Here is a 15,809-nt window from a genome sequence, read left to right as displayed (position 1 = left end):
TCTCTGTGAGAATGTAACCGGTTTCAGTTTGCAGTCGCATAAACATACAAGCAAATTACATGCCAACTCATTTAATGTGGAGTCTCTATAAGTGTTTCCTACATAGAAGGCGCCTTATTTACCAAAGAATTTTAAATACGACCGAATGTTTTTAAAACAGGAGTTCTCATTTGGAAAGAGTGAAATCATGACCTGGCACTAAAAAAACCGGCAAAAAAATCCGCTTATTACGGAAGTTTTTGCCGGTACGGAGCGCGAAATCGGACTTTTTAACCTGTTATTTTGCATGGGTTAATGAATTGGCCGCTTCTGCATAAAATTTTGCAGCCCCAGGATGGAGGGGAACAACGAGATCCTTACCCGCTTCCTGCCTGTCAATTTGCTCGGCGGCCTCATGGGCCTCTTGCAGAACATCTAGATTTTCGAAAAACGCCTTGGTTAACTTGTAGACTTGTGCATCGGTTAAATCAGAACGCACGAGCAGGATATTGCGAATAGCCACTGTTGGGACAGGCTTGTCGTTTTGATAAATACCCGCCGGAAGCTGAACTTTTTCAAAAAAAGGAAACTGCTTGGTGAGCTGTTCGATGGCTTCAGGCTGGATGGGCACGATGACGACCTCATCCGTGCTTTGCAGATCCAGGACTGCCGCATTGGGAAGTCCAGAGGTAACGAAGGCAGCATCAATGGCATTGTTTTTCAATTGTTCGATTGCTTCTGCGTAAGAGAGATATTCCGGTCTGATATCGTTGTACGTGATGCCATGCTCACCCAAGATCATGCGAGCATTGACCTCTACCCCGCTATTCGGGGCACCAACTCCTACCCGCTTTCCCTTTAGATCATGAACGGAGTGAATCGCGCGATCTTTTAGCGTGACGATTTGCACATAGTTCAAATAAAGTCCAGCCATTGATCTCATATGCTTGGCCGGACCGCTTGACCGAAAGCCTTCCTTTCCACCAAGTGCAAAAGAGGCAACGTCTGACATCGCAAAAGCCACGTCCACTTTTCCTCCCTCCAGAAGGCGCACATTTTCAACCGAGCCGTCCGTGGACCGAACGGCTGCATTGTACCCAAGCTTTTCTTTATACACCTTGGCCAAGGCTCCTCCAATCGTAAAATACGGACCGGAAGCACCGCCAGTTGCAATCGTCACAAAGGGTTGCTCCTGATCGGAACCGATTGGTATTTGTTCGGGTTTATGGTCACAGCCACTCGCTATGATTCCCACAGCAATCGTAGCCAGCATAATCCAAGCTGTAATTTTTCTCATTCCTTACCTCTTACATATTGCTTCAGCTTTTCACGTAATCCCCGCTCGCTGATCGATAGTTGTTTGGCTGTATTCAGACGATGGCCCTCATTTTTCTCAAGTGTATAGAGAATATACATTCTTTCCGCTTCTGCAAGAGTTAGCCCTTCTGGTATCAAAAGACCGCTTTCTTTTGCATCCTCACCTGCTGGAGTGACCCGATTTCCACGAACGGCTTCTGGAAGATCGTCAAGCTGAATCACTTCCTCTTCGGAGAGCGCCACCGCATATTCCAGCATATTGGAAAGCTCGCGAACATTGCCGGGGTAGGTGTAGTTATACAGCTTACGTTTGGCCTCTGGACTTAATGTTTTCGTTCGGACTCCCATATTAGCAGCGTAAAAGGCTAAAAAATGCTCAATGAGAAGTGGCACATCCTCCTTGCGCTCACGGAGAGGTGGAAGATGGATGGGAATGACATTTAAGCGATAGTAAAGATCCTCGCGAAAGCTCCCTTTTGCCACTTCTTCCTGCAGGTTGCGATTTGTTGCCGAAATGATTCGAACATCCACTTCCTTGGGCTGCTGGGAACCCACTGGGGTAACGACCTTCTCCTGAATGACTCGCAATATTTTCGCTTGCAGCGACAAAGGCATCTCTCCGATCTCATCCAGAAAGATCGTGCCGCCATCGGATCGCTCAAACAGCCCTTGCTGTTTCTGATAGGCGCCAGTGAATGCACCTTTTTCATGTCCGAACAACTCGCTTTCCAGCAGAGGCTCCGGTATAGCCGCACAATTGATGACCGAAAAAGCGCCCTTCTGCCGTCCCCCCTGAAAATGGATCGCACGGGCTACCAATTCCTTGCCTGTACCGCTTTCTCCCGTAATCATTACGTTGGAATTAATATCCTTTACCTTCTCGATCAATTGAAATACTTTCTGAATGGCACTGCTCTTGCCAATAATGCCCGCATAAGTTTCGTGCTGCCGAACGGCCTGACTGAGCACCTGAACCTGGCGATGAAGCTGTTGAAACGCAAGAGCTTTGCTAAGCAAAAGCCTTACTTCGTCTAAATTGAGAGGCTTGGACAAGTAATGATAGGCCCCTGCTTTCATCGCCTCTACGGACGATTCGATCGATCCATAAGCCGTCATAATAATGACAACTACCTCCGGCTTTCTCTCCTTGATCACCCGAAGAAGATCGATCCCGCTCGCTACGCGCAAATTCAGATCAAGCAAGATCCCGTCAATCGGCTCTTCATCCAGTAGTCTAAGGCCTTCATCAGGTCCCGAAGCGGTTAGGACGCGGTATTCATCCTCAAGCGCAAATGAGAGCGAGGAACAGATGGCTCGCTCGTCATCAATGATCAAAATGTTCAATTGCGTTCTCCCCCTTCGCAAACTGTAATAGAAACGTAGTGCCTTTCCACACTTCACTTTTCACTTCAATCTCTCCGCCATGCTCGTGCATAATTTTCTGGCTAATATACAACCCAAGCCCAATTCCCTGACTTTTCGTTGTATAGAAAGGCTGAAACATTTGAAGTAAATCTTCCTGCGCTATACCGGAACCCGTATCGGAAATCGCCAGACAGACCATTTTGCCACCCTGCTTGGTATGAATCGTCAATTGCTTGTCCTGTGAGTCGGCCATGGCCTCAATAGCATTGAGAATCAGATTAATCAGCACCTGTTTGATTCGGTCGCGATCTACGAACACTTTCAAATCCGGAGAAATATCGACCACAATTCGTATCCCTTCGCTCTCCATCCGTTTGGTGAAAAGACCCATCACGGATTGAACGAGGTCCAAGGGCTTCTCCCATTTTTGTTGAACAGGCTTTTCTCTGGAATAATCAAGCAAATCCTCAATAATCCGATTCATTCTGGCTACTTCTTCCGGAACATGCTCCAGAAGCTCGGCCCGAAAACGTGTATCATCCAGCTTTTTGGGGAGCAGCTCGGTAAAGGTTTTGATCGCTGTCAACGGATTGCGGATTTCATGGGCAATACCCGCGACCAGCTCTCCAAGGGCACGCATTTTTTCTTGCGCAATTAATCGGGCTTGCAGATGCTTCTGCTCAGTCCGGTCCTGCAGGCAAAGAATCCCGCCTACCTGCGCTCCTACGCTGTTAGATAAAGTGGCGATATAATAATAAACGATTCTGCCTGTTCCATCTCCTAGGTGCAGCTCGCCTTCGAGTATGCTCTTCTCTCCCATCAGTGCCTGCTGAACAGGTAAATGGGGCAGGCAGTCCATAACATATGACTCCGCTGGCTTGCTCTCTAATCCCAGCAATCTACTTGCAGCATGGTTAATCAAGGTAATCCGCCCTGTTTGATCAAATGAAAGAATTCCGTTGTCCACACTGTCCAGCACTTTTCTCTGAAAAGCGAAGCTGTCTGCCAAAGCGGCTGTTTGAACCCTGACCTCTCTTTGCAATCGTTTATTCCAAAGAAAGCTCCCAGCCAGAACGATCACAACGAGTCCCATCACGATGAGCAAGCCGTAGACCAGCTTGCGCCACCAATCGATGGCCATAGCGTTATAAGGCTCCAGGTATTGCGAATACAAAAGCTCGTAGGTGCCACTTCGATGCAGCTCCTTCAAGCCTTCATTCAGCTTGTTTAGAAGCTCATAATTGCCCTCTCGCACAGCAAAGGCATAATCAGATGGTGGGATGAGACCTGTGCGAATCCGGTAGTCTTGCCGCATATTTGCCTTCTGGAGTACATATTCAGCTGTCCACCGGTTTCCCAGAAAAACATCCGCTCTCCCTAAAAATAGCATGTCCATTGCATCCGGCTGATTGAAAGCGATCAGCATTTTGCCACCCCTGATGCTCTCTAATTGGTAGATTCCTGCATCATCTCGCTGGACCGCTACCACTTTTCCTCTTAGATCATTGATCCCGGAAATATCTCGGGTTGCCGACGGAACGATCAATGCGTCTGACATCGTTAAATAGGAGTCACTGAAATCAAAGTAGATGTCGCGCGTGCTTGTATATTTCATACCTACAACCAGGTCCAGTTGTCCTGCTCTTAGCTGAATAACCGCGTCCTCCCACTCCAGCGGAATAAATTGAATTTTATCACCGCGGAGCGTAGCCATTTTCCGGATCAGATCGATATCAAAGCCGGCAGCTTCCCCGTTTTTATCCAAATATGATAAAGGAGGCAAGCTCTTATCGAAACCGACTCGAATCAGGCGTTCTTCTTCGGCTTCTGCTGATCCAGGGAAAAAAGTGAACAGAAATAATGTTACGACTATCATGAGCAAACCTGCCTGCCTCAATAATGACCGCCCCCTTTCATATAGCCAACAACAAGAAACCAGATGAACTACTATTATGGACGATACAAGTATGGCTTGGAAAGAAGACTTTTCTATTCAGGGCACGAACATGGATACCGAGCTTTCGTTACAAAACGGGTCGGGAATCAAGCAAAAATGGCTGGCTGCTGATGTCTCGCTCTTCATAAATAACGTTTTGGGAAGTGGTACAAAAACAAGAAAAAACCAGAATGAATCCCATTCTGATTCCATACATGAAATAAATATAGTGATATTGAAGGGGTTTTTCACACTTACTATTGATAAGACTCGACGCCCAGTCGTGACCAAACGCAGCATGGTGCAGGAGAATTGATCGGGACACCGCTATTAGATCACGTTATTATAGAACTCCTAATCATGATAATTGGGTCATGCTCAGATACTAAGGCAAGATTCTATTGAGTTTTTCATATGATTAGCGAGTGCTGTCACCTCGGAATCCATTCCTTCCCACTTATCAACAGATTCTCCTCGATAGGCTTTTCTGGCTACGTCGAGTAAAGTCGAATATTTTGTAGGCAACTGGGGTAAAGCCCATTTTGCAGCCACATCTTTTGGAGAAATATCACCGATAGACACGGTCTGCCACATTCGAGCGAGGGTTAAGATTACATTACGCTCATCACCTTTGATACCCTCAATCAACCCTGGCAAAGACTCCTTAATCGCTCTTCGAATATCTGTCATCGGCACGGGGTCAAGTATCTCTGAAGCATCAGGACCAAATAGAGAAATGCTATTTTTTCTTACTTGTGCTAAAACAATAGCCAAATCAGGGTCATAGGTTGGCCCCTGAATATGTCCTTTCTCAAACTCACTCCTAAGCCACTCACCATAGATAAATTCATTTCTGGGCGGATATCGCCAAGGGACAACATCGCTATGGTTTATCACCGTGACTTCAAGTGGTCTCACAGAATCTATATTTCCTATCTTTCCAGATATAGGCATTAGTCTGTCTGTTAGTTTTTTTCCAGTCACTTCAGACAAACTATGATTCACGACCACTAGAACATCTACATCACTGTTAATGCGTAAACCACCGTTTACTGCAGAACCAAATAAATATACTCCGACTATCGAACTTCCAAGCAACTCCTCTACGATTTTTAATGCTTGAATCGCTTCCTTCGGTATTTTTACGTTATTCAGATTGCTCATCAACTACAAACTCCTCTCGATTGAAAGGTCGACAACTACGCGGGTATTACCCCCAACTTGTCGTCGATCACGCCGCAGGCGAGATCAATAGTGAGTGCAGCAGCGTCTTTGTTTGACCTTTCGGGAAATTAACCCCCCGTACTTGTGCCAGCCTTTCTCCTTGCTGTAAACAAAACGAATTGTTTTTGTCCCGAAGCCATCCTCGCCTACTGGCACTTTGTGTGTGTAGGTGATTTTTTGACGGTGTCGTTATCCAGCTTTTAGTTGGGTTTAATAAACGATAGCGGCTACTCCTTACTGTCGGTTGCGTCTCCATAGTCAGTAATTAACCACTGATCATCGAACTTCTTCACGATCACTTTCAACAACCATGGCCCTTCACTGCCTTCAGAAGTCGCCATTTGTAAGTTCACGAGGAATTCTGCAGTATTGGCATTTAGTTGCTTTTCACTTTGAATTGCAGCGCTTGACACCCATGGACTGGAAACGCCGATCACCCAGCCGCCCTCTTCTGCAACCCTTTTGTCTCTAATATCCGGAGCGAGAATAGCGTGCAAGAGCGCGCCATTGCGTGTCTTATAGCTAGTGATAAACGATTCTGCGGCTTCTTTTGCGGAGTGGGGAGCAAGTGCTTTCTCCAGCTGCTCGATCCGTAGCCTTTCCTCTTCTTTCCCGGTGTCAATCAAAACTGCTTGCTGCCCGGCGTCCCAGGTTACCTTCGCTCCGATAATCTCGCCAAGCGATTTTACAGGAACCATTACGCGGTTATGGATATTTTCCGGTGCACTGCTTGTCTTGATGACATTCCCGTCAACAATCAGTTTGATTGGACTGTTTGCAAAGACAGTTCCTACCACAACTGATGCAATTGCCATTCCGGTTGTAATACTGAGCCAATGTTTTTTCATTACGCAACTCTCCTGTTACCGTTAAGATAATATTTCCAATATGTAAGACTCCTTCGTATGATGAAATGTTTCGAGAAACAGATCGATTTCCCTATTACTATTCCTCTATAGGAAGTCAAAATATGGTATTTTTGTAATAGCCTTTTTTCCCGTTTTGACCCTCTACCCATACGAAAAAAGCCGAGTTTTCGTACGCTAAGGAAATCTTCGACTATGATACTAATCCTCAATCAAATCCTACGTTTACTGGCTCCACTGAAACACCAACGTACGGCAAACAGATGGGACAGCGGAACAATAAGCAATCCATATGCCGCAGTCACAAGCACAATTCCTGTCTCGTCAGGTCTTTGTAGTTTGACGACGATAATCACGAGTATTATCCCCACAAGCAGTTCCTTGGTCACGCGGCTCTGAAGGATTCGCATCCAAGACCGCCCTGCCAACCGCAATGGGAAGTCACGCTTCGCCTGTAATATTGCGGTGATCAATGCACTGATTGCAGTAGCAACACTGAAAGCAACCGCCAGTGCCATCAGCGAAAGATTCTGCAACCACACAAGATATGCTGCGAACTGCGCTTGTAGTATACCCTCTTCGGCAATGTAAACAACTTTCAGTTCACCTTTGATGCCAAGATCGCGTAGCGCCTGTACATCAAGGCTGTGTCGTTCTAATAATTGTTGCGTAGCAGTTACACCAGTGAACACTATGTTGTTACTCGAGATCATGGATGTCAAGGCAGTATCATTAAAGGTGTCGTACAGCGAGGGAACGACAGCGAGCAGGATATCATCTCCAAAGTAGAGACTTTCTCCCCCTCCCCCTTGAGCCACTGAAAGTCGAGACCCCCCAACTGGTTGGAGGAATTGTAATTGTTCGAATAGATTCTCGGGATGACCCTCTCTCGACAAAATATTAATCTCTTCTTGGATTTCGCGAATAAGATCCTCAGAAATGTTGTGATGCGAAACAGGCGTTACAACCGGCTGTTTCGCACCCATAGTGACTAAGTCAAGCCAACGCTGGTTTACGAAAGAGACGGCGGAGTATCTGCTGAAATCAACCGATGGCCGCATTTCCTTAGTGTAAGTATAGGAAAGTGCTACTGCTTCAATCGATTCCGCATCCTTTACCATCTCGCCAATCATTGGCTCCATGCGATCCATTTCACCAATGTCTGTTGCGAACACAATTGACACTTGGTCTGCAAGTCTCTTCCACTCTGCCATTTCAGTTGCCTTAGCAGATGAGTGTTTATATGCAGACCAAGCAGGGGCAGCAGTGGCCACCACTAAAACGAACGTTAGCGACTGGATCACAATCGCCACCGAACGCAGGCTTTTTACAGCCGGTTGTCTAGTGGCAAGCATGACAGCACTCGGCCACGCAGAGGCTGACAAAATAAGCGCAGCAAGTATGGATATAGCTATAACAACGACTTGAATACTAATCAGTACTTTGGTGAAGGTACTGACGTACAGCCAGCCATGAAAAACACCCACATAGATTGCTGCAACCATAGCCACAGTCCCCGCCGAAACAAATAGCGCCCCACCAAACTCTGTAAGGTCCTGCATCTGAATCCGCATAGTCGGAGACCCGCCCAGAACCTGAAGTGCACGTCCCCGCGATCTCACTGACAACCAGAACAGTGCAAGCGATGAAATCAGCGCAAGCGATGCAAGAATTACTGTAGTAAATCCTCTTTCCTGCACAACGAATACAAGACTATCCAAGATTGAGGGATCCCGACGGCTAACCTTTACCCCCGAATCATTCAGGGTGTCCGCAAACTCATCCAAACGAGCAGTATTCCCAGTCACAAGATATAACCCATCGGGATAGGAATTGGCAAGCCGATCTTTTCCAACAATTTTGCCTGTATCGTCGCCACTAAACCAAGTAAATTCATCTGGCAGCCCATCATTGTTAAACGTTGCAAAAATTTTGCCATTTCCTTCGCTAGCCAGATCTGGGGCGATCTTGACCAGTCCAAGCTTTAGGCGTGTATCGAGTTCTTCTAACTTCGAAAACGCTTCAGTGATAGAGTATCCCGATTCGTTGAAGCTAATATTAAGCCTACCTTTGCTCCCAATAGCCTGTGGGAAGTCTCGATCATTTAAGTCGGTAATGATTGCGGCCAACAGTGCAAGTAAAGTAAACAACGCTACCGAAACAGCCACGATGATACGTTTATACATAGTCATCTCTCTTTTTCACCCCTCTTTCTTTTTAAATGCGGGGGACAACGTTTTGGGCTAGCTAGTTGAAAGCCTGGTTAGCGCTTCTCCAAATGAACTGGAACCCCAAATCCTTCACTGCTGGAAAGCAGTTTGTTTATGGCATCACGCTCAGATTTCGAATTATATCTCACCAAGACGAGCCCACGTTCCTGATCATTTGGACACGGCTTGCCCACTTCCACTTTAATCCCATCTCCAAGCTTTTCTATTTCCTTGGCGAAATTCTCGTGATTGTCCAAAGCAGCAGTGGCCTCCGCAACGGTCGGCAGCTGGTCGCATGGCGGGTGGGTGTCTTTTGGTGATGCCGTTATCCAACCATTTATAAACGCAAATGCTCCTACTAACAATAGTAAGCCAACAATGACACTGATCGTAATCTTAGATGTTGATTTCATAATTATCCCCCTTGTGTTCTTTAGTTAATGTGACGCGCTTCGGAACCAACCTGATGAATAGCGCTGCACGCATCGATCATCTCGGAATCATGCGTTGACACAATGACCGTCCGGCCACGCACAGCGAAGTCCGCAAGCAGTTCGATGACCATACGCCGGTTAGTTGCATCCAGTGAAGCCGTTGGCTCATCAACAAACAGGATGTCAGCATCCTTGTAAATGGCACGAGATAAAGCAAGACGCTGTTTCTCGCCTCCACTCAGGTGTCCGGCCAATTCATTTTCCCTGCCTTTAAGACCTGTCTGTTCGAGTGATTGTATCAACTGTTCTTTGTTTCCCGAGACATGTCTTCCAATGACGCTTGCCTGCATAGTGACATTGAAGGCAACCGACTCCTCATCCATAATGCCATAATCCTGAAGTACGAATGCCGCGTGATCGCGCCAGAACCGACGTCGTGCTGCTGCACCGTACTTCGTGACATCTTTCCCGTCAATCAGGATGCTTCCTTTATCCACCGGAAGCAACAATCCGAGGCAATGTAGGAGTGTGGTCTTTCCAGATCCACTCGCGCCAACGAGAGCTGTCATAATACCGGGCTTGCAACGAACGGACGCACCGTCAAGCACAATCCGCCCACCAATTGCGACTGAAATGTCTTGAGCTTCGATTAACATTTGTACTGCTCACCTAATTCAACGTGTGTTGAGAAAATTGCCAGCATAGCGAATATCGCTTTGATAGTTTGATTCAGGTCTTTCCTTTTTTGCTTATATAAAGGTTTTTCCATTTATTATTTCATTCCTTCCAATTCAGTAATGAATGGTTCACCGCGAACAATGCGTTTCTAAATGTAGTATAGGGCAAAAAAATAAACACCATTGAAATGGTGTCTTAACGGAACCTTAATTTTATAAAGGAAATAAAATTTTTATCTTCGTTCCTCTATTCGGCTCACTTTCGACTATAATCTGCCCCCCTTGTTTTTCAATAAACTGTTTAGCAATGGACATTCCCAACCCTGACCCTAGATGAGACTTGTCCGTCGTCGTCCCTCGGTAATATTGATTAAATAATTGTTGAATTGTTTTATCATCCATTCCGATGCCATTGTCTTTAATTTCTATTAAGGTTGAACCTTTTATTGTTTCTATAGAGACAGTAATCGTTGTTTCACGAGGGTTATGATAAATAGCATTCATAATGAAATTTTCTAATGCTCTTTTTAATAATGTCTGATCAAAAGATAATAAAATATCACCTTCATTCTTGACGTTTAAATGAATAGGATAGTCGTTCGCCATCGGATATTGACGGAGATCTTCCAAAACATTTTTTACAAAAGTGACCAGATTAATAGTGCGTAAATCCAAAGGGATTTGCATTTTATCAAACTCATAAATAACACTTAAATCATCAATTAACTGCTCCATATACAATGATTTTTCTTCAATAATTTTAGCAAATTCCTTAATTTCTTCTTCATTCCATTTATGTTCGGAGCGAAGCATGGCTGCGTATCCTTTAATGTATGACAACGGCGTTTTTAAGTCATGTGTCACTCCAGAGGTCCAGTTCTTCCTTGTTTCTTCAAGTTCTTTTCGTTCTTTCTCTGCTGTGTTGAGTTGATATGTTAAACCATCAAGCTTTGATTTAAGTTCCAAAAACAGACTAAACCTCATCTTATCTAAGGGAAAATTCTTTATTGTATCTGGCATTTTAAAAACCCCAAGTGATAATTGATCAATCCAGCGTATAAAAAAGAAAAGAGGCTTTCTAATTTGGCGTTCGATAAGAAGTCCAATCAGAATAAGCATTCCGATGAATAGTAGTGGGAATATAGCATATGTCACCAATCCATTAATTCCTAAAAGGTTGTTCAATAAGTTAAGGGCTGAAAATCCCGTAATAAAAAAAATAGCACCTATGGTTAAAAAAATGATTATTAATATCAATGAAATTTTGGTTTCTAATTTCATTGGGGACTCCTTTGGTTTTCATTACTTAGCATGTAACCCAATCCCCTCGCATTTTTTAAATACTCTGGATGTTTCGGATCCTTTTCAATTTTTTGCCGTAGGCGACTAATATGGACCATAACGGTATTTTCTTTTCCCACAATACTGTAATCTCCCCAAACCTTTTCATATAGTTGATCTACGCTAAAAACCTGATTGGGATGCTGGCACATGAATTTAAGTAATTGAAACTCCTTAGCCGGGCAATTTACTTCTTTTCCTTCCACAATCAACCTTGCTTGGTCATAATGCAAAACGAAACGCTTTGTTTGAAACTTCTGAGCTATCTCCGGTATTGTTTTCCTTTGACGATGTAGAATGGCTTTGATTCGGGCAGCGACTTCGAGGGGATTAAAAGGTTTCGTTATATAATCATCGCCACCCATAGAAAAGCCGGTTAATTTGTCAATATCGGTAGTACGCGCTGTCAAAAAGATAATGGGTACGTCTGATATTTCTCTAATTTGTTGACACAAATCGAAACCGTTTGTATCTGGCAGCATGACATCGAGCAATATCAGATCAATCCTGTGTTCCTGTACCTTTTTCAATGCTTCAGCACCTGATTCGGCCTGGTATATCTCTTGAAATCCTTCCTTATCTAACAATCGTTTTAGCATTTTAATTAATCCTACTTCGTCTTCTATAATGAGTATTCTTTCGTTCACTTTTTCACTCCTCGTCTAGTAGATATCTTATACCAAACATATAATAACCAGAAAACACGGCATTAAACATCTGTCCCTTACTGGTCTGAATCTAAATAAGGACCCCCAACTGTTAGCTATCTGATCACCCTAATTCTCACCTTTTACAGGGAGGGGCTATCCTTCATGAATGTATTATATCGTTTTTTCAACGTTTTCATCGATATCTATCCAAGCAGAGTAGGAGTTTTTATTGACCGCATGTTCTCCTCCAATTACCTTAAAGCCTGCGCTGATCCAAGTAGGTAACCTATTGTTGCAGTGGCGTTGTGGCAAATCAGTTTCACTACCCAACCAATCTGCTATGTCACTCCAAAACAGAAAAAAGCCCTTCGTGAAAAGGGCTTTCTACATGCAAAGAATCAAAACTTCACAGTTACGGTTTCGTCCCTTTTATCACAGCGGAGACAATGTAATCCTCCAATTTCGACCCATGAACCCAATCTTTGATGAATGTTTTGGATTCCTCTTTCGGCTCAACCACCACATCCTTAAATCCACTTTGCGTTAACATTGTTTTCAGCTCATCAACCGATGACGCACCGGAAATGCACCCCGTGTATAAAACATCCAGGTCACTTTTGATCTCCGCTGGAAGTTCTGCGGTGGTGACAATATCTGAAATGGCGAGACGCCCTCCAGACCTCAAGACGCGGAAAGCTTCATTGAACACTTGTTGTTTATCCGGGGAAAGATTGATTACGCAGTTAGAAATGATGACATCTACCGTTTGATTCGAAACGGGTAAGTGTTCAATTTCACCGAGTCGAAAATCTGTATTTGTGAATCCGCCTTTGACTGCATTATTACGGGCTCGGCTTACCATTTCCGGTGTCATATCTACCCCGATAACTTTACCTGTTTCCCCTACTTGACGGGACGCAAGAAAACAATCGAAACCACCACCACTGCCAAGGTCCAATACGACTTCTCCCTGCGTAAGCTCAGCAATGGCTTGAGGATTGCCACAACCAAGACCAAGATTTGCACCATCAGGGACAGCAGTTAATTCCTCAGTTGAATATCCCAATTTGGAAGATACGTCATTGGCTGATCCGCAGCAGTTCGAAGCTGGCGAACAGCATGAACCTGACTCAATTTCTTGCAATGCGATTTCCTTATAACGGCTACGAACATTTTGGCGAATCTGATCATTGCTTACTTGATTCATGATAATCACTCCTTACTAAATGTTTATAAAATTGGCAGCAACTAGGAGCGCAGCAAGCTGTTATGTCTGCATTCGTGAGTGGCCATCCCCAAATGAATCGATTCAAGGGTAATGCCTGCTAAAGTAGTAGCTTTTAAAAACGCAATTCACGTCTGGCCCCACCCCCTTACAATTTGCATCCAAAGACGTTGTTCATCTATACCTATGAATATTATTTGTAATTTGCAAGTATTATAGAAAAAAGATTACCCCAAAGGGGTCGTACAACATTGGCTTGATTTTGCCATTGCATCATTCAATAGCTTAATCGAGCGAATGACTGTATCTTTTTCAAATTCGTTCAGGTGAGAGAAAACTTCATCTAAATAAGAATTCATTTGCTGGTCAATGGTTGTAGCCACATATTTGCCTTCTGTCGTTAAGGAAAGGACATACACCCTGCGATCGTCCGGATCTGGTTCTTTTCTCACCAAGTTCATCTTCATTAACGATTGAACTTGGCGACTAAAGGTTGTAATGTCAGTGCCTAAAGCCTCTGCTACTTGCTGCATGGATGGCTTACGTTGACGGTCAATTTCATACAGAATATGGCTTTGGACTAAGGAAATGTCGCAGCCACCGGCTGAACAGCAATTTTTATTTAAGAATCCAAAACGACGCGTCATTATTTGAAATAGCTCGCGTACATTCTCCACGTCACATCACCTCATATACCAGTTATACATCAGTTATTTGCAATTTACAACTATTTTATTTCGCTTTAGGGGCACGATGAGCAAAAAGAAAAGCCACCTAAATAAGTGGCTGGTCAGATGAATATTGATTGGGTTATACAAGTTTATCGGCCTTCGGTTATAAATTTCTCCATACGCGACATTATTGCATCCCGGCACGCTCGAAAACTTGCCATGATATCTTCTTCGGTTCCCGTCGCTTTTGCCGGATCATCAGTGCCCCAATGCCATTTCACTACATGCTCGTTGGGAATCACAGGGCAATGCTCATCCGCGTGGCCACACAAGGTAATGACATAATCTGCCCGTCCTAAGCTCTCAGGATCAATGACATCTGAAGTTTGGTTGCTGATGTCTACACCAGACTCACTCATGACTTGAACAGCCCGGGGATTAAGGCCATGGGCTTCAAGACCCGCGCTTTTTACTTCGTAACGGTCTCCTCCTAGTGCTTTCAGAAAGCCTTCTGCCATTTGGCTGCGGCAAGAGTTGCCTGTGCAAAGAAAATAAACGAGTGGTTTCTTCTCCATTATGTCGTCTCCTTTATGATGAGTGATTATTGCTGATCACGAGACCATTTGCAGCCAGAGGAACAGACCCATCAAGGTAAGAAAGAGTGTCGGAATTGTCAGTACGATGCCGGTCTTAAAATACTGTCCCCAAGTAATCGTTACATCCTTTCGGGACAACACATGTAGCCAAAGTAACGTTGCCAATGATCCAATCGGTGTGATCTTTGGACCCAGGTCACTGCCAATGACGTTGGCATAGATCAACGCCTCTCGGATAACACCGGATGTTTGTGTGCCCGAAATGGCCAGAGCGTCAATCATGACGGTAGGCATATTGTTCATAATCGAAGATAAAATGGCAGCCAGGAAACCCATCCCCAATGTGGCAATAAGAAGTCCCTGGTCTGCTAAAGATTGAATCAATTGTCCGAGCATGTCTGTCATCCCTACATTCCGTAAACCATAAACGACGACATACATTCCAATAGAGAACACAACGACAGCCCAAGGTGCCTCTTTTACAATCTGCTTGGTGTCGACCACCTTGCTGCCACGGGCTACAACCATAAAGATGATGGCTGCCACACCGGCTGTAACAGAAACCGGGATATGGATCACTTCGTTCAGTAAATAACCAATTAACAAGATAGCCAGAATCACCCACGATAACCGAAAGAGACGGATATCTTTTATCGCTTCATGCGGTTGTTTCAGGTGGATTCGATCATACTCTTTTGGAATATCTTTTCGAAAATATAGGAACAACACAAGTAAACTAGCTCCTAAGGCAAAGAAGTTAGGCACGATCATCCGGGAAGCATACTCAACAAATCCAATATCGAAGAAATCCGCAGATACGATGTTTACGAGATTGCTGACAATGAGCGGAAGCGAGGTAGTATCAGCGATAAAACCACTCGCCATAATAAACGGCAGAATCAGCTTATCTGGAAACTTCAAGGCGCGAACCTGCGCCAGTACTATTGGTGTCAAAATCAAAGCGGCCCCATCATTGGCAAAGAAGGCGGCAACGGCTGCACCCAAAAGCACAACATAGGTAAACATACGTCGGCCATTTCCTCTTGCCAAACGAGCCATATGCAGCGCGGACCACTCAAAAAAGCCGATTTCGTCCAGTAGTAATGAGATCAGAATAACAGCCACAAAAGCTAATGTAGCGTTCCAAACAATGCCGGTTACCGTCACGACATCAGTGAAGCTGACTACGCCGAACAGTAAAGCAAGTATAGCTCCACCGGCAGCAGACCAGCCGATGTTGAGTCCCTTCGGCTGCCAGATCACAAAGGTTAACGTGACGACAAAGATCAGAAAGGCACTCCATATGGAAAACATGGTC

Annotated in this window: 15 protein-coding genes; 1 reads left to right on the top strand and 14 read right to left on the bottom strand. The window is 44.7% G+C overall.

Features of this window, described 5'->3' with window-relative positions; genetic code table 11:
- Positions 1-277: 277 nt before the first annotated feature.
- Genes NDK47_RS11465 through NDK47_RS11455 form a run of 3 tightly spaced genes read right to left on the bottom strand, consistent with a single transcriptional unit; the run spans position 278 to position 4,537 of the window.
- Positions 278-1,276 carry a TAXI family TRAP transporter solute-binding subunit gene (locus NDK47_RS11465; protein WP_251874944.1) on the bottom strand — a complete coding sequence of 333 codons (999 nt, stop codon included), beginning with the start codon at positions 1,274-1,276 and terminating at the stop codon, positions 278-280.
- Positions 1,273-2,640 carry a sigma-54-dependent transcriptional regulator gene (locus NDK47_RS11460; RefSeq protein ID WP_251874943.1) on the bottom strand — a complete coding sequence of 456 codons (1,368 nt, stop codon included), beginning with the start codon at positions 2,638-2,640 and terminating at the stop codon, positions 1,273-1,275. Before NDK47_RS11460 ends, NDK47_RS11465 begins: the two co-directional genes overlap by 4 nt.
- Positions 2,621-4,537 (bottom strand): transporter substrate-binding domain-containing protein, encoded by a 1,917-nt coding sequence (locus tag NDK47_RS11455; protein ID WP_251874942.1) that lies wholly within the window; start codon positions 4,535-4,537, stop codon positions 2,621-2,623. Before NDK47_RS11455 ends, NDK47_RS11460 begins: the two co-directional genes overlap by 20 nt.
- A 91-nt stretch (positions 4,538-4,628) precedes the next feature.
- On the opposite strand from NDK47_RS11455, the gene NDK47_RS11450 reads away from it, so the two are divergent.
- Positions 4,629-4,913: a hypothetical protein gene (locus tag NDK47_RS11450; protein WP_251874941.1), complete on the top strand. Its 285-nt coding sequence runs from the start codon at positions 4,629-4,631 to the stop codon at positions 4,911-4,913.
- A gap of 62 nt (positions 4,914-4,975) precedes the next feature.
- Here the strand turns inward: NDK47_RS11450 and ant(9) are convergent, their stop codons facing one another.
- The 11 genes from ant(9) to NDK47_RS11395 all read right to left on the bottom strand — a co-directional run bounded on the left by ant(9) (position 4,976) and on the right by NDK47_RS11395 (position 15,805).
- A complete protein-coding gene (gene ant(9), locus NDK47_RS11445) occupies positions 4,976-5,761 on the bottom strand; it encodes an aminoglycoside nucleotidyltransferase ANT(9) (RefSeq protein ID WP_251874940.1) in 786 nt (261 codons plus the stop codon).
- Positions 5,762-6,048: 287 nt separating this feature from the next.
- Complete coding sequence (locus NDK47_RS11440) at positions 6,049-6,669, bottom strand: stalk domain-containing protein (protein WP_251874939.1); 621 nt, start codon at positions 6,667-6,669, stop codon at positions 6,049-6,051.
- Between the two features lie 230 nt (positions 6,670-6,899).
- The gene (locus NDK47_RS11435) at positions 6,900-8,879 is read right to left on the bottom strand and encodes a hypothetical protein (RefSeq protein WP_251874938.1); all 1,980 of its coding nucleotides are present in this window, start codon (positions 8,877-8,879) and stop codon (positions 6,900-6,902) included.
- Positions 8,880-8,950: 71 nt separating this feature from the next.
- Complete coding sequence (locus NDK47_RS11430; protein ID WP_251874937.1) at positions 8,951-9,310, bottom strand: hypothetical protein; 360 nt, start codon at positions 9,308-9,310, stop codon at positions 8,951-8,953.
- A gap of 20 nt (positions 9,311-9,330) precedes the next feature.
- Entirely contained in the window at positions 9,331-9,987 is a 657-nt protein-coding gene (locus NDK47_RS11425) for an ABC transporter ATP-binding protein (RefSeq protein WP_251874936.1), read from the bottom strand.
- Between the two features lie 234 nt (positions 9,988-10,221).
- Positions 10,222-11,289, bottom strand: coding sequence for a sensor histidine kinase (locus NDK47_RS11420; RefSeq protein WP_251874935.1), 1,068 nt, complete (start codon positions 11,287-11,289; stop codon positions 10,222-10,224).
- Complete coding sequence (locus NDK47_RS11415; protein ID WP_256481485.1) at positions 11,286-11,996, bottom strand: response regulator transcription factor; 711 nt, start codon at positions 11,994-11,996, stop codon at positions 11,286-11,288. The genes NDK47_RS11420 and NDK47_RS11415 overlap by 4 nt, the downstream gene beginning before the upstream one ends.
- A 415-nt stretch (positions 11,997-12,411) precedes the next feature.
- Positions 12,412-13,206 carry an arsenite methyltransferase gene (locus NDK47_RS11410; protein ID WP_251874934.1) on the bottom strand — a complete coding sequence of 265 codons (795 nt, stop codon included), beginning with the start codon at positions 13,204-13,206 and terminating at the stop codon, positions 12,412-12,414.
- 245 nt (positions 13,207-13,451) lie between these two features.
- Positions 13,452-13,901, bottom strand: coding sequence for a MarR family winged helix-turn-helix transcriptional regulator (locus tag NDK47_RS11405; protein WP_251874933.1), 450 nt, complete (start codon positions 13,899-13,901; stop codon positions 13,452-13,454).
- 143 nt (positions 13,902-14,044) lie between these two features.
- Positions 14,045-14,470 carry an arsenate reductase (thioredoxin) gene (arsC, locus tag NDK47_RS11400; protein WP_251874932.1) on the bottom strand — a complete coding sequence of 142 codons (426 nt, stop codon included), beginning with the start codon at positions 14,468-14,470 and terminating at the stop codon, positions 14,045-14,047.
- A 36-nt stretch (positions 14,471-14,506) separates the two neighbouring features.
- Entirely contained in the window at positions 14,507-15,805 is a 1,299-nt protein-coding gene (locus NDK47_RS11395; protein WP_251874931.1) for an arsenic transporter, read from the bottom strand.
- Positions 15,806-15,809: the final 4 nt, after the last annotated feature.

The organism is Brevibacillus ruminantium (assembly GCF_023746555.1).
GTDB classification, from domain to species: domain Bacteria; phylum Bacillota; class Bacilli; order Brevibacillales; family Brevibacillaceae; genus Brevibacillus; species Brevibacillus ruminantium.
Note: the sequence above shows the minus strand (reverse complement) of the source record. Positions and strands in the feature narration are given on the sequence as shown.

Coding starts and splice junctions, on each gene's coding strand:
- NDK47_RS11465 (WP_251874944.1), bottom strand. CDS start 1,276: ATGAGAAAAATTACAGCTTGGATTATGCTGGCTACGATTGCTGTGGGA.
- NDK47_RS11455 (WP_251874942.1), bottom strand. CDS start 4,537: ATGATAGTCGTAACATTATTTCTGTTCACTTTTTTCCCTGGATCAGCA.
- NDK47_RS11450 (WP_251874941.1), top strand. CDS start 4,629: ATGGCTTGGAAAGAAGACTTTTCTATTCAGGGCACGAACATGGATACC.
- NDK47_RS11440 (WP_251874939.1), bottom strand. CDS start 6,669: ATGAAAAAACATTGGCTCAGTATTACAACCGGAATGGCAATTGCATCA.
- NDK47_RS11435 (WP_251874938.1), bottom strand. CDS start 8,879: ATGACTATGTATAAACGTATCATCGTGGCTGTTTCGGTAGCGTTGTTT.
- NDK47_RS11430 (WP_251874937.1), bottom strand. CDS start 9,310: ATGAAATCAACATCTAAGATTACGATCAGTGTCATTGTTGGCTTACTA.
- NDK47_RS11425 (WP_251874936.1), bottom strand. CDS start 9,987: ATGTTAATCGAAGCTCAAGACATTTCAGTCGCAATTGGTGGGCGGATT.
- NDK47_RS11420 (WP_251874935.1), bottom strand. CDS start 11,289: ATGAAATTAGAAACCAAAATTTCATTGATATTAATAATCATTTTTTTA.
- NDK47_RS11410 (WP_251874934.1), bottom strand. CDS start 13,206: ATGAATCAAGTAAGCAATGATCAGATTCGCCAAAATGTTCGTAGCCGT.
- arsC (WP_251874932.1), bottom strand. CDS start 14,470: ATGGAGAAGAAACCACTCGTTTATTTTCTTTGCACAGGCAACTCTTGC.
- NDK47_RS11395 (WP_251874931.1), bottom strand. CDS start 15,805: ATGTTTTCCATATGGAGTGCCTTTCTGATCTTTGTCGTCACGTTAACC.